Raw genomic sequence first — 14,867 nt, 5'->3', positions numbered from 1 at the left:
TTAGTTTTGAAATTATTAAAATGTACCTGATTATCTGCCAATCTGACCATTCGCCTCAATTGGCATAGCCCTTGACATTTTAGGAAGAACCTTCGTTTTTGGAAGGTTCTTCTTTTATTTTAGCAATAAACCGACAGCGTATCTGTCAATCTGTCTATATGAGCCAATTCGAAAATACTGTATTTCAAAATCTAATGGTAGGGGAGTTTGCAGGTGAAGGGGATTTGATCCAACTAATCACCGAAGAAGAAGGTGAAGAACCTGGAAAGGAAGGCTTCGAGGAGGAAATTCCGATTCTATCTGTTAGAAATACTGTTCTTTTCCCTGGAGTAGTGATTCCAATTACTGTGGGGAGACAGCGATCAATCCGTTTGGTAAAGAAAGCACAAAAGGGAAATAAGTTGATTGGAGTATGTGCTCAGATCAATGCAAGTAATGATGACCCTTCATGGGAAGATATTTACCAAGTAGGGACAATCGCCAAGATCATCAAAATGATAGTGCTTCCTGATGGAAATACGACGATAATTATACAGGGGAAAAAACGATTCAGGATTAAGGAGCAGGTTACTGATGATCCTTATTTCATTGCCAAAGTGGATTACTTGGAGGAGAACTTTCCAAAAAGCTCCAAAAAAATCCAGGCACTGGAGGAGTCTTTGAAAGACTCGGCAACTCGAATTCTTCATTTGAATCCAGAGATCCCGCGTGAGGCGCAAGTTGCTTTGGATAATATTGACAATACGGCATTCCTTACCCATTTCCTTTCATCCAACATCAATGCTCCGGTTGAATCGAAGCAGCGCCTGTTGGAAATCAACGATGGAGTGGAGCGGGCAACCCTTTTGCTTGAATTTATGATGAAAGACATCCAGATGCTGGAGTTGAAGTCCGAGATTCAAAAGAAAGTGCATACCGATATTGACCAGCAGCAGCGTGATTATTTTCTACGTCAACAGATGAAGGTACTTCAAACCGAGCTTGGGGAAGAAGGGCCTGAAAAAGAGGTGGAAGACCTTCGTGCAAGAGGTGATCTGAAACTTTGGAATCAAGAGGTTCATAATCACTTCGAAAAAGAACTTAACAAAATACTACGGATCAATCCTGCTGCAGCAGAATATCCAATTGCACTCAACTATGCTGAGACGATGGTGGAGTTGCCTTGGAATGAATATACGCAGGACAATTTTGACCTGAAGCATGCCAAGAAAATCTTAGATAGTGATCACTTTGGCTTGGAGAAAGTCAAAGAAAGAATCATTGAATACCTCGCTGTATTAAAGTTAAAGAATGATCTAAAAGGTCCTATTCTTTGCTTATATGGTCCTCCGGGCGTTGGAAAAACTTCATTAGGAAAATCCATCGCCAGAGCCTTGGGCAGAAAATACATTCGAATGTCACTTGGTGGTCTTCATGATGAAGCTGAGATTCGAGGTCATCGAAAGACTTATGTTGGAGCGATGCCTGGAAAAATCATCCAGAATATGAAGAAGGTAAAAATCTCCAATCCGGTATTTGTATTGGATGAGATTGATAAACTATCCTCAGATTTTAGAGGCGATCCAAGTTCAGCCTTTCTTGAAGTACTTGATCCCGAGCAAAATTTTGCCTTTTTGGATAACTATTTAGAAGTAGAATATGACCTGAGCAAGGTGTTGTTTATCGCAACAGCTAATTCGTTGGATACAATCCAGCCCGCACTTCGAGATCGTATGGAGATCATTGAAGTAACGGGCTATACCCAAGAAGAAAAAGTGGAAATCGCTAAAAAGCATCTTGTTCCAAAACAACGAAAGGAGCATGGCTTGAAGGCTACCCAAATTACTTTTGAGAAAAAGGCTTTGGTGAAATTGATAGAAGACTATACTAGAGAATCTGGTGTAAGAAGTCTGGAAAGAGTCATAGGTAAAGTAGTTCGAAATGTGGCTAAATCCATTGCGATGGAAGAAGAATATGATTCAAAAATCACCCCGGAAGCAATTCGGAGAATTCTTGGATCGGAGATTTTCGACAAGGAAATTTACCAAGACAATAGTGTGGCAGGTGTAGTTACAGGATTGGCTTGGACAAGTGTAGGAGGAGAGATTTTATTTATTGAGTCTAGTTTGAGTAGAGGAAAAGGGAAACTGACACTTTCTGGTCAACTTGGAGATGTGATGAAAGAATCTGCAATGACTGCGTTATCTTATTTGAAATCGAAGGCTGAAACCTTGGGGATAGATCACCGTGTCTTTGATCAGTATGATCTACACATTCACGTGCCCGCAGGAGCGGTTCCAAAGGATGGTCCTTCAGCAGGTATTACCATGCTTACCGCAATGGCTTCAGTTTACACACAGCGAAAAGTGAAAGCTAAAGTAGCAATGACTGGAGAAATATCATTGATTGGAAAAGTGATGCCAGTCGGTGGAATTAAAGAGAAAATTCTTGCTGCCAAGCGTGCTGGAATTAAAGAGATTATTCTTTGTAAAAAAAATAAGCGGGATATTGAGGAGATAGATGAACAATATATCAAAGGAATCGATTTTCATTTTGTAGATCGAGTAGAAGAGGTGTTGGATATCGCACTTTTGAAATCAAAAGTAGACCGTCCTCTTCATTTTAGTTTTTCTCCAGAACCCAGTGCTAAAAACGATTAAACTTTCGATTCAGGAAGTACAAGTTTTATTCTACTCTGGCAGGATATTCCAGAGTTAAACCAAAAAAAACATGAGTCAAATTCCATCACTAACTCCAAGACAAATTGTTGCTGAGTTAGATAAATATATCATCGGTCAAAATGATGCCAAGCGGAATGTTGCCATTGCGCTTCGAAATAGGATTCGCCGCCTGATGGTGAAATCAGATATTCAAAAGGATATCGTTCCCAATAATATCTTGATGATTGGATCGACAGGAGTTGGTAAAACCGAAATAGCCAGAAGACTAGCCAAAGTTGCAAATGCACCTTTTACTAAAGTTGAGGCATCAAAGTTTACCGAAGTAGGTTATGTGGGAAGAGATGTCGAGAGTATGGTTAGAGATCTGGTGGAGCAATCTGTGGCATTGGTTCGAGAGTCGAAAAACGAGGAGGTCAAAGTCAAAGCTTCGGAAGCCGTGGAAGAGATCATCTTGGATATTCTGATTCCACCTGTCAAAAGTGCAGGATTTACCAGAAATGCAACGGTGGATCTTAATGAATCTGGAGAACCGTCTAATGATCATGAATTGAATGAGCGAACCAGGGAGAGGTTCCGAGAAAAACTCAGAGATGGTGAACTTGATGATCGGAAAATCGAGATCAATGTAAAAGCTGGATCTCCTGTAGGAGTAGGAATGATTGGAAATGGAATGATGGACGATGCCAGCATGGCTGGTCTTCAGGATATGATTTCCAACATGATGCCTAAAAAAGTAAAAAAACGAAAGCTGTCAATCTCCGAGGCTAGAAAAGTATTACTTGAGGAAGAGATGTCAAAGTTGATCGATTTTGATGAAGTAAAAGAGGAAGCAATTAAGCTTGCTGAAAATAATGGTATCATATTCATCGATGAAATTGATAAAATTGCTTCCAAATCAGGCAAAGGTGGAGGTGGACCGGATGTCAGCCGAGAAGGTGTACAGCGTGACTTACTTCCTATCGTGGAAGGTTCCGCTGTAAATACCAAATATGGAGTAGTCAATACGGATCACGTCTTGTTTATAGCTGCAGGTGCTTTTCATGTAGCTAAACCTTCCGATTTGATCCCTGAACTTCAAGGTAGGTTTCCAATTCGAGTGGAGCTGCAAAGCTTGACTCAAGAGGATTTCTCACGTATCCTGAGAGAGCCAAAAAATGCTTTGACAAAGCAATATCAGGCACTTTTTGAAGCGGAAGAAGTATACCTGGAATTCAATGATGAGTCAATCGAGGAAATTGCGCGGCTTGCATTTTTGATTAATCAAGAAGTGGAAAATATCGGGGCTAGAAGATTACATACAGTGATGAGTCACTTGTTAAATGACTTTCTGTTTGATGTCCCTGATACAATCGAGGCTAACTCCAAGATAATGGTAACTCGTGAAATGGTTCAAGATCGCTTAAGTACCTTGGTCAAAAATCGAGATCTTTCTCAATACATACTTTAATCTAAAGCACCGTTTTTGGTGCTTTTTTTCATTATGGCAAAATCATTATTAATTCTTACCGGTCACAGTAAAGGACTCGGAAGAGCTATTCTGGATACTTACTTACAAAAGGAAGGATTTGAAATACTTGCTATTTCCAGAACTTGTTTGGGCTTGGACTTTCCTCAACTTAAAGAGATAAGCCTTGACTTTAGCGAGCTCGATAAATTGGAAAAGGTCTTAGAAAATTTATTTCCCAAAGGAGATTTTGAGGAAATTCACTTGATAAATAATGCAGGATGGATTGGAGAAATTAAGCCAGTTGGAAAACTCCAACCCTCCAATCTTAAAAAATTGATGAGCATCAACTTATTAGCGCCGATCTGTTTGACAAATGCATTTGTAGCGGCGTATCAAAATCAGAATTCTAAGCGGATAGTATGTAATATAAGCTCAGGAGCAGCTCATAAGCCAGTTTCAGGTTGGTCGGAGTACTGTAGTAGTAAGGCTGCTTTAGCTATGTTTTCGAAGGTCTGCGAAAAGGAAAATGAGCATACCGGAATTCGTTTCTTCAGTCTGGCACCGGGAATAGTGGATACAGGGATGCAGGGTGAGATAAGGTCGGTCCGTGAAGATGATTTTCCGGATTTGGAGCGATTCAAAAGTTATAAGTCTCAGGGGGCGCTTTCTTCGGCTGAGGCCGTGTCTCGGAAAATAGATTATTTATTGAGTAATCCGGATAAGTTTGAAGGGGTAATTCAGGATGTAAGGGATTTTGATTTGCCTTAGTTTTCTTTTTTCGGATAGTCAAAAAACCAAACTTCAGTCTTTTCTGGTGAGATTTCAGACCATTCTCGAATGGATAATTTGAATCCAAATTGACCAGCTGTAGGTAAATTTTCGATCGATCCCCCGAGGTATTCGATGACATCATTGAATCCGGGGTTGTGCCCCACCACTATCAAGGTTTCAATGGATTGGTCAGCATGTATTTTGATTTGGTTCAGGATTTCTTTTGGAGAAGCATGGTAAAGATTTTTCTCGAAGCAAATGATGGATTGACTTAATCCCAGACTTTTAGCTGTTATTTCGGCTGTTTGTTTAGCTCTTTTTGCAGTAGAAGAAAGAATAAGATCCGGAATAATGTTTTTTTCCTTAAGGCGTTTGGCCATCCTTGGAGCGTCTCGTAATCCCCGCTCGGAAAGTGGACGATCATGGTCTTCGAGATATGCATTATCCCAAGATGATTTTGCGTGCCGCAGGAAGATTATTTTTCTCATACCCTTAAAATAGAGACGATTATTTTGTTTTTTTTATCTGAATCTTTACTTTTAACGCAATTATTTATTATTTATAACAATTTATTATGTTTACCGGAACAGTAAAATTTTACAATGAAGCCAAAGGATTCGGATTTATCGTAGACGATGACACGCAAAGCGAAGTTTTCGTACACGCTACCGGATTGGTGGACCAGGTTGCCCAGAACGACAAAGTTACATACGACGTCAAGGATGGCAAAAAAGGACCAAATGCCGTTAACGTCAGAAGAGCCTAATAAAGCATTTTTGAAGTTCTTGTTAATTGATCCTCTGAGATTTAGATCTCGGAGGATTTTTTGTTTTCATCGCTTTTTGGATCACTTTCTTTGGTTGGAATGGAAATGTTTTCAGACGGTCTGGAGATTTTTTCCTGCCAAGAAGATGGAACAGATTTTAAATATAGATCTCGTTTCGGAAACGGTATTTCGATATTATTTTCAGCAAAAGATTGAAAGATACCACTCATGACTTCTGCTCGGATATCGATCCAATAATCGAAGCTTTCTACCCAGAACAATACTCTAAAATCGACCGAGCTATCTCCAAAATTTTGCATCAAGACCTTAGGTTTAGGGGTGCTTAAGATTTTTTCATTCTCCAGCTCTTTTTCTATCAGGGTTTTTACTTTTTCCATATCCGAATTATATGCCACGCCTATCATAAGTTCTACTCTTTTTCTCTTATCCGATAAAGTCCAATTAATCAAACTTTGAGAAAGCAGATCACCATTTGGTAATATTATTTCAGATCCATCATAAGCCTGTATTTTGCTCGCTCGAATTCCAACCTCCTTGACAGTACCCATTAGCGTACCGACTTGGATCTCATCACCAATTTGAATCGGTCTTTCAAAAGCTAAAATTATCCCTGATACCAGATTGTTTATAATGGTTTGCAAACCGAAACCGATACCAACAGATAAGGCTCCCAATACAATCGTAAGCTTATCAAAAGGGATTTTGGCAGCAGTCATCGCTATAAAGAAGCCGATTATTATGACTCCAAGACGGATCAAAAGGATCGAGCTACCGAGTCGCTTTGTTCTTGATTGGGCGATTTTTTGATCCTGAATAGAAGCAAAATAAGCGATGTTATTTGCCAGAAAAGATGAAATTATTAAAATCAGGAAGAAAAGAAGTATAGTGCCAAACTCGAAAGTAGCATTACCCAAAGTCCGTTCATCTGAAAGAAATTTAACAATTGAATCATATAAAGGATCGAAGAAACCCAGGTAATAAATAATGCTATAGGTCCAAATGGCTAAAGCCAGAATATTTAAGATACTTTGAATTCTTTTTTGAATCTCCTGAAAATCAAAAAATGTGGAGATGACATCAGTCTCTTTTTTTCTAGATTCGATCCACAGATAGATTGCTTTTAGACAGACCTGCGTAAACAAGAAAAGTGCAAGTCCTCTGTAAAACCCCGTGATTCCTGGGATGACATAAGATTTTGCAATACTAAATCTCCCCAATGAATTGGCTCCCAAAGAGAAAATTGAAAATGCCAAAATAAAAATTGATAGAAATTGTAATACCCAGGATTCATTAAATACCTTTCCTTTTGTCTCCCTAAACATCAAGATTCCCAAAAGTGAGCCTCCTAATGCAATTGCAAAAATAATCGGACGTTCAGCATAGGTTAGTTGCCAATGAAGCCCGATAGTAGGTCCTACCAAATAAAGAGGCATGAATAATAACCAAATAAGAAAGATCCTTTTTCCAAAATGGAAAAGTAGGATAGGTCCCGAAAACAGAACCATGATGAGTGAAAAGATCGAGCTAAAGACAATGGGCGGATTAGTGAAAAAAAGAAAAAAAATGGGTAAAACGATGATAATGCAAGAAGCAAAAAGATTTTTTCTTAAATAGGTTACACGCTCCAAGATAATATCAGCAAATTCTTTTCTTTTTGATATGGAATCGAGTATGCTTTTTAATTTGAAATAGAGAAGGAGGACTACAATAAATAGAATCCCAAGTAAGGTTTGGGTTTCCTCTAAATATCTTTTCAGGACAAACATATTTACCTTAATGGAGCTTAAAAATTCAGTCGTTACTGGGACTTGATTTTTGTAGTTTTTGGGCTCCCAGATATAATTAACCTCCTTTTGCCATGATCTTTGTCTGATTGCTACAGAGCTTTGCTTAAAAAATTGGGATAAGTCGAGTATTGAAATCGTAATCTCTGAGAGACTCGCTTGAAAATTTGAGAGGATTATTTCTTGTTGGAAGAGGACGCTGTCCAATTCTATTATGGTGGTTTTTAGATTATTTATTTCTTTGGTTATTAGAGGGAAACTTGTGGTGTCTCGTAAGGTAAGATTCAATAAGGAGTCATTACGAATACTTGCAAGTGACTTACCGACATCAATTAGATCATCCATCCGTCGATTTACTAATACTTCATAAGATTCCTTTTCATTTTCAAGTGATTTAATAAAGTTTTCTACACCTTTCAAGTAGCGCTGATTCAATAAATCACGATCTCTTGAGGTCAAGTCCTTCAACGTTTCAGTCGATTGTTTTAAAGTAGGTAAACGTTCACTGATTTCAGTAGTATCAGGGAATTCAGATAAGATTAGTTTTAATTTCCCGAGTTCAATTGCATAATTTTTTGACCCTTTTAGCACTTGGCTCAAATAAGTACCAATACGATTGTTTTTAACGCTTTCCTTTGAAGTCAAGAAAAGGGTATCAACAACCAAAGAAGATTCATTTACTGTAGAATCAGGGAGTGTTTGTGATTGTCCGAAACCCAAAAACGATAATCCAAAGAAAAAAAATTGAAGGAAGAACAAAGCTCGGATTGACATATTTTTTGGGTTTTTACTAATTACCAAATTGAAAGTAAAAGCGAAGATTGACAAATGATTTTTTAATCTGAGTTTTCAATTTAGTAAAAGTAAAAATAATACAAAAACCTCTGTTTTTCTGCCAGATAGGCAGTCTTCTCCATCAATTTTCAGGAAAAATAAGTCATAATGACTTAAAAATAGTAGTGGAACGGATTTTTCTAAATTGATTTTAAAGTTGAATTATTCACTAAAACCAACAATTATTATGAAAATCGTAAAGACAAACCAACTTGATCCAATGTATCCATCAAACTTTAGTAGTGTTTTGGATAAGTTCTTCAATGATTCATTTGGCGCTATAGAGAAGCCCTTTAATCCAGCAGTGGATATTGCCGAAGATGAGAAGAATTTTGAAATCCATGTGGCAGTTCCTGGAGTTCAGAAGAAAGATTTCAACGTAGAATTTGTTGATGGTAAGCTTAACATATCCGGTGAGCGAAAGCTGGAAGAAAAGAAAGAAGGTAAAAATTTTCACAGTATTGAGAGTCAATATGGTTCTTTCAAAAGATCTTTCTTTCTGCCTGAAGATGTGAAAGCAGATGCTATAGAAGCGACTTATGAAGACGGACTTCTTAAAGTACTTATTCCTAAAAAAGAGAAAACTGAAGTAAAAAAGGCTATCGAAGTGAAATAATGTGAAGAGTGGGAAAACCCCACTCTTTATATTTTGTTTAGTTTAATAAGAGCCTAAAAAAGCGGTTAATTCTTGTTAATTTGGAGATTCTGACGCAGAAATAAGCCCGGTTTTTGGAATGTTAATTCCTGTAGTTCGTTTATCAGTTACAACAAAAAGAATAAAAGATATGAGCAAAAAACAATTCTTCTTAGGAATGTTTCTAGCCTCCTTGATAGGTGGTGTGGTGGCATTGGCAGGTGTGAGCTTTTTTATTCAACCCCAGCCCCAGTCAAATTTTGATGAAAAACAACAAACAAGTTTTGTAAACTTGTTGTCAGACAAAGATTTTACGATTCCCGATGGAATCAACTTCGTGGCATCCGCAGAGATCGTAACTCCTGCGGTCGTTCATGTAAATACGACTATTTCTTATTCAGGAAGGCAGCAGCGTGATCCACTTCAGGAATTCTTCCAGTTTCCTCAACGAGATGGAGGGGATCAGGGGCGGCCTATGCCGATGAGTTCCGGTTCTGGAGTTATTATCTCGTCCGATGGTTATATCGTGACTAACAATCACGTAGTGGATGGAGCTACCAAAGTTGATATTTCCCTTGAAAACAATAAGCGCTATGTAGCAAAAATTATTGGTACTGATCCCAGTACAGATTTAGCACTCCTGAAAATTGAAGCTACTGGTTTGCCTTTCGTGAAATTTGGCGATTCAGATAAAACTAGAGTTGGAGAGTGGGTTCTAGCCGTTGGTAATCCTTTTAATCTAAACTCAACCGTTACAGCAGGGATTATTTCTGCAAAAGCGAGAAATATTGGGATTCTTGAGAACGTAGAAAATAATCTTCAGGTGGAATCATTCCTGCAGACTGATGCGGTAGTAAATCCGGGGAATTCAGGAGGGGCATTAGTTAATTTAGCAGGAGAATTGATCGGAATCAATACTGCTATTGCCACCAAAACAGGTTCCTACAGCGGGTATTCCTTTGCTGTTCCAAGTACGCTTGTCAAGAAAGTTATGGATGATCTGATGATGTATGGAACTGTGCAGCGAGGGTTATTGGGAGTGAATATTCGAGACATCAGTCCTGAGTTAGGAGAGTTCTTAGGAAAAGAATTCCCAGTGGAGCAAGGTGTATATATCGGAGGAGTTAATGATAATAGTGGCGGCAAAGAAGCAGGATTGAAAGAAGGTGATATCATTATCGGTGTTGATGGAAGAAAGACCAATTCAGTCGCAAATCTTCAGGAAATGGTTGCTAGAAAACGACCTGGTGATAAAGTCGAAGTGGAATATATTCGAGAGGGTAAGACCTATAAGACAACTGCAACTCTGAAAAATTTTGCTGGGGATACAGATATCGTGAAAAAAGTGATTCCTAAGACTTTTGAATTTGAAGGAGTAGTTTTTGAAGATATCAAAGATTCACTAAAAGAGGCTCTGAGAATCCAAGGAGGAGCTGTGATCAGTACAGTTTCTGGAGGAAAATGGAGGAGTGCAGGTGCTAGACCTGGATTTATCATCACCTCGATTATTTCTAGTGATGGAAGAGTGAGAGTGCAAGGTGCTGAAGGACTTGTTGAGATTTTAAATGATCTTCAGGGAGAAGAAATTGTAGTGCTTGGAATGTTCCAGGATGGGACAGAATACTACTTTGAAGTAGAAGTTGATTAATCACCCCGAACTTCTAATTGACAGCAGGCTGGAATTTTCCAGCCTGCTTTTTTTATGTCTATTCAAAAGCTTTCTGTAATTTGATGGTTAACAAATTGATTATCTATGAAAAAAGCCCTAATAGCCAGTTTAGCATTTTTGATCGCTATCGGATTGCATGCTCAAGTGTTAATGCCTGCCAGCACGGCACCTCCCAAAGGAATCTCCCAAGATCGAATCAATCGAATCGATCAGATGCTCGAGGAAAGCGTCCAAGCCAATCATATTCCTGGTTTGGTGGCGATGATTGTCAAAGATGGGAAAATAGTTTACCATTCCGCGAAAGGATTAGCTGATCTGCCTTCCCAGCGTGAAATGGAGAAGGATCAGATTTTTAGAATCGCCTCCCAAACTAAAGCGATTACTTCTACTGCGGTAATGATGCTTTGGGAGGAGGGGAAATTTCAACTGAACGATCCAATTTCGAAGTGGATTCCTGAATTCAAAAATCCTCAGGTGATAACAGGTTTTCGTTTTGCAGATAGTACCTATTCCACCCGGCCTGCTTCAAAAGAGATTACAGTTAAAGATTTAATTACACATACTTCCGGCATTGGCTATGGGATGATTGATGGTGATGAGCGGATGAAAATGATTTATCAAAAAGCAGGAATCATTGATCTATATACCACGGAGCCGGTTACCATTGGGGAAAATATCAAGAAGCTTGCAAAGCTTCCGCTCCACCATGATCCGGGATCAAAATATACGTATTCTGAAGGCCTAGATGTCTTGGGTTATTTTATTGAGATTGTATCAGGAATGCCCTTTGACGAGTTTTTGAAAACTCGGATTTTTCAGCCTTTGACAATGGTAAATACCGGATTTTACCTAAATGAAACACAAGGAGAAAAGCTGGTTACAGTTCATCAATTTGCAAATGGGCAATGGCGGCCAATGCCAGTGACTTTTTATGATCCGGATTATCCTAAGAAGGGAGCGAAAGCATTTTTTTCCGGAGGAGCAGGGCTGAGTTCCACTGCAGAGGATTATGCTAAATTTCTTCAGATGTATCTTAATGGAGGTATATATAATGGGAAAAGAATCTTGAGTCCTACAACCATCGAACTCATCATGTCCAACCAAGTGGGGGATTTGATTTCTGGCGGAGCGGAAAGCTATGGGCTAGCATTTGGAATCGTTAACGAAGCAGGTTTTCTAAACGGGGGAAATGGAAGTGTCGGAACCTTTGATTGGGGAGGCTATTTCAATACCCAATATTTTGCTGATCCGGTGACCAAAACGATTGGAATCCTGATGAAGCAAACCCAAGGCGGAAACGGAGATCAAACCGGTTGGAAATTCCGACAAATGGTTTTTGCGGCAGTGGAATAAGCTGCTTTTTTAACCACAGCGATCGCTGAGGTGTGACACGAAGAACACAAAGTTAAAAGGATCAAGTCAGAAGATTTGATCCTTTTTAATTTTCCTTCCGAATGGAATGCTGGTTTATAGCAGCTATTTAAAGCTTATCAATCGCTAGTTTGTATTTTGGATCTTCAATCACATTGACATCGACCAATTTGTCTGCATTGGCAATAAGCTTGAGACAATCTGGACTCAGGTGTTTCAGATGGACAGTCTTTCCTACTTTCAGGTAGCGTTCTGTAATCCGGTTGAGCGCTTCGATCGCCGACATATCCACGATTCTACTTTCCGCAAAATCAATAATAACTTCGCTTGGATCATTTTGAATGTCAAATTTTTCTGCGAAAGCAGCTACAGATCCAAAGAAAAGCGGGCCATACATTTCATAGTGCTTAACCCCATTTGCGTCAATTGATTTACGAGCTCGAATTCGTTTAGCATTATCCCAGGCAAAGAATAGTGCAGCTAAGATCACTCCGATCAATACAGCCAATGCTAAATTGTGTAGCACTGCAGTGATCAAGGTGACCAAAACCATCAGGAATACATCTGATTTTGGCATTTTGGTGAAGGTTCTTAAACTCGCCCACTCGAAGGTTCCTATTGATACCATGATCATCAAACCGGTTAGAGCAGCCATTGGCACTTGCTCAATTAGACTACTTCCAAACATGATAAATACCAAAAGCATCACGGAAGCGACAATACCGGAAAGTCTCGCACGAGCTCCGGAAGAGATATTGATCAGCGACTGACCAATCATCGCACAGCCACCCATTCCTGAGAATACTCCTGAAAGCATATTTGCAATGCCCTGCGCTACGGCTTCTTTATTACCTCGACCCCTGGTCTCTGTGATTTCGTCGATAATATTCAGTGTCAATAAGCTTTCGATCAATCCAACTCCTGCCACAATTGCAGCATAGGGAAATATAATTTGTAGGGTTTCAAAAGTCAGGGGAACTGCCGGTAGGTGAAAAGGAGGGAAGCCACCTTGGATACTGGCAATATCACCGACGGTTTTTGTGTCTAGGTTTAAAAGGGATACTACCCCAAATACAACCAAAATTGCTGTTAGGGAAGATGGAACTACTTTGGTCAATTTCGGTAATCCCCAAATAATCAGCATAGTCAAAAGTACCAATCCGAGAAGCAAGTAGAGTGAAGTGCCTGTTAGCCAAGCACCGGTACTGTCCTTGAACTGATCTAGTTGGGACATGAAAATGATAATCGCCAGACCATTTACAAATCCAAAAATCACGGGATGTGGAACTAGACGCATGAATTTACCGAGTTTCAGAGCTCCTGCAGATACTTGAAGTATTCCAGCCAAAACTACTGCTGCAAAAACATATTCAACACCATGCGTAGCAGCCAGTGAAACGATCACTACTGCCACAGCTCCTGTTGCGCCAGAGATCATTCCCGGCCTTCCACCCAATATGGAAGTTACCAACCCCATCATAAACGCGGCATATAGGCCAGTAAGTGGAGAAAGACCTGCTATGAATGCAAAAGCAACTGCTTCTGGAATCAGAGCCATTGCGACCGTAAGTCCAGAAAGCACTTCAGTTTTATAATCGACTCGCTGACTGAAGTCAAAGAGGTTGAGATAGTTCTTCATCGGAATAATAGGTTTAGGCAAGAAGGAATTTTTTCAATTCCCCCCTTTCTCAGGTAAATCAAGGGGGCAAAGGTAAGGAAATTGATTTAAACCGAATTTTATTTGGTAATGGATTACTGATTAGTTAAGGTTTAAAAAAAAACTCCAAAATATTTTTTTAGAAAGCATTAAAATTAACAATTCAGTTTGTATTTTTTTGCCATGGAAGATTCTATACATGCCAGTCGGATTTTTGGAGAGATTGTGTCTTTTAATCCTGAAAAGCATTTTGGTTTTGTGGAGGATCAGAGTGGTACAAAATATTTTTTTTATCAATCAGAGCAAAATTTTATAGTCGATCTAGAAGAAGGTTTGATTCTCAAGCGATACTATGCCACGGTTGGAGATACCGTATCCTTTACCTTAAGGCCCAACTTTAGAGATGATGATCCGCCGGTTGCAGCTGGATTGATTCGGATGGCAAACTTTCATCGTCTGGATATGATTCGGATGAGTACTCAGCGCGAGTTTCTTGTGGGAACCCTGATGAGTTTCGGGAAAAACTTCTGTATCCGACATCGAGAAACCCAAGCGATAGTCAATGTAAACATAAGTTTATCTTCCAAAAAACCTGAGGAATGGCTCGGTGAAAAAGTTGGGTATTGGGTTCGTTTTATTTTAACTAAAAGTGAAGATGAGGAAAAAGTCTGTGCATATGTACTCGACATCCCGCAGCGAAAAAGTGTCAAAATAATTCTCGAGAAGATGGAGGAAGGAGAACAAATCCAAGGAAAAGTGGTGCATCGCTCCAACGCTGGTATTACATTATTTCTACAGGAGTATTACTTCAATGGTAACTTATCGATCAAATCCGCTCAATCTCCAGAGGAGAAAGACTATTTTGACAGTATCAAAATGGGACAGATTGTATCAGCATACCCTACCGACTTTCAATATGAAAAAGGACTTGTGAAAATGGATTTTTTTCGACCTCGAAATAAATCTCAAGACTTGATTCTTGATAAATCTGAAGGCGATGTAAGTAATTAAACATCGCCTTCAGAAGGTTAAATGGAAAGAAGAAATTCCAGATTTAGTGCAATTCATAAAAACACTCCGGTATTCTTCTTCAAATTGAAATAAGCTTTATTAATCAAGTAAAATTTGAATTTTTTTTATATGTATATCCGCAATCTTGCCAGTATGATTAAATCGAAGCAATGATGAGTCTGTCAAAGAGTTTTTGACCGAAGTATCTTCTGTTGAGCTTGTAACAAAACTCGTCCAGGTAA

Annotated in this window: 11 protein-coding genes; 8 read left to right on the top strand and 3 right to left on the bottom strand. The window is 39.1% G+C overall.

Going from position 1 to position 14,867, the window contains the following annotated elements; translation table 11 throughout:
* The first annotated feature begins 158 nt into the window (after positions 1-158).
* From lon to P8O16_RS15795, 3 genes are all read left to right on the top strand, one after another.
* Positions 159-2,639, top strand: a complete 2,481-nt coding sequence (gene lon, locus P8O16_RS15805; protein WP_300316404.1) for an endopeptidase La — start codon at positions 159-161, stop codon at positions 2,637-2,639.
* Between the two features lie 70 nt (positions 2,640-2,709).
* Positions 2,710-4,107 carry an ATP-dependent protease ATPase subunit HslU gene (gene hslU / locus P8O16_RS15800; protein ID WP_300316403.1) on the top strand — a complete coding sequence of 466 codons (1,398 nt, stop codon included), beginning with the start codon at positions 2,710-2,712 and terminating at the stop codon, positions 4,105-4,107.
* Positions 4,108-4,140: 33 nt separating this feature from the next.
* Positions 4,141-4,875, top strand: a complete 735-nt coding sequence (locus P8O16_RS15795) for an SDR family NAD(P)-dependent oxidoreductase (protein ID WP_300316402.1) — start codon at positions 4,141-4,143, stop codon at positions 4,873-4,875.
* On the opposite strand, the gene P8O16_RS15790 is transcribed toward P8O16_RS15795, so the two are convergent.
* A complete protein-coding gene (locus P8O16_RS15790) occupies positions 4,872-5,366 on the bottom strand; it encodes a histidine phosphatase family protein (RefSeq protein ID WP_300316401.1) in 495 nt (164 codons plus the stop codon). The two genes, P8O16_RS15795 and P8O16_RS15790, sit on opposite strands and share 4 nt — an antisense overlap.
* A gap of 86 nt (positions 5,367-5,452) precedes the next feature.
* Here P8O16_RS15790 and P8O16_RS15785 point away from each other — a divergent pair, with 86 nt between their 5' ends.
* Complete coding sequence (locus P8O16_RS15785; protein WP_075349718.1) at positions 5,453-5,644, top strand: cold-shock protein; 192 nt, start codon at positions 5,453-5,455, stop codon at positions 5,642-5,644.
* Between the two features lie 41 nt (positions 5,645-5,685).
* Here the strand turns inward: P8O16_RS15785 and P8O16_RS15780 are convergent, their stop codons facing one another.
* Positions 5,686-8,223: a mechanosensitive ion channel domain-containing protein gene (locus P8O16_RS15780; RefSeq protein WP_300316400.1), complete on the bottom strand. Its 2,538-nt coding sequence runs from the start codon at positions 8,221-8,223 to the stop codon at positions 5,686-5,688.
* Positions 8,224-8,470: 247 nt separating this feature from the next.
* On the opposite strand from P8O16_RS15780, the gene P8O16_RS15775 reads away from it, so the two are divergent.
* From P8O16_RS15775 to P8O16_RS15765, 3 genes are all read left to right on the top strand, one after another.
* On the top strand, positions 8,471-8,899 hold the full coding sequence (locus tag P8O16_RS15775) for an Hsp20/alpha crystallin family protein (RefSeq protein WP_300316399.1): 429 nt from the start codon (positions 8,471-8,473) through the stop codon (positions 8,897-8,899).
* A gap of 169 nt (positions 8,900-9,068) precedes the next feature.
* Positions 9,069-10,565 (top strand): trypsin-like peptidase domain-containing protein, encoded by a 1,497-nt coding sequence (locus P8O16_RS15770; protein ID WP_300316398.1) that lies wholly within the window; start codon positions 9,069-9,071, stop codon positions 10,563-10,565.
* 105 nt (positions 10,566-10,670) lie between these two features.
* Positions 10,671-11,939, top strand: coding sequence for a serine hydrolase (locus tag P8O16_RS15765; RefSeq protein ID WP_300316397.1), 1,269 nt, complete (start codon positions 10,671-10,673; stop codon positions 11,937-11,939).
* Positions 11,940-12,066: 127 nt separating this feature from the next.
* Here P8O16_RS15765 and P8O16_RS15760 read toward each other — a convergent pair whose 3' ends face one another.
* Complete coding sequence (locus tag P8O16_RS15760) at positions 12,067-13,596, bottom strand: SulP family inorganic anion transporter (protein ID WP_300316396.1); 1,530 nt, start codon at positions 13,594-13,596, stop codon at positions 12,067-12,069.
* A gap of 201 nt (positions 13,597-13,797) precedes the next feature.
* On the opposite strand from P8O16_RS15760, the gene P8O16_RS15755 reads away from it, so the two are divergent.
* Positions 13,798-14,625, top strand: a complete 828-nt coding sequence (locus tag P8O16_RS15755; protein ID WP_300316395.1) for a hypothetical protein — start codon at positions 13,798-13,800, stop codon at positions 14,623-14,625.
* The last annotated feature ends 242 nt before the right edge of the window (positions 14,626-14,867 follow it).

Origin of the sequence: Algoriphagus sp. (genome assembly GCF_029254265.1) — a bacterium.
In the GTDB taxonomy this organism is placed as follows: domain Bacteria; phylum Bacteroidota; class Bacteroidia; order Cytophagales; family Cyclobacteriaceae; genus Algoriphagus.
The sequence above is the reverse complement of the archived record's forward strand: the minus strand, read 5'-3'. Positions and strand labels throughout refer to the sequence as shown.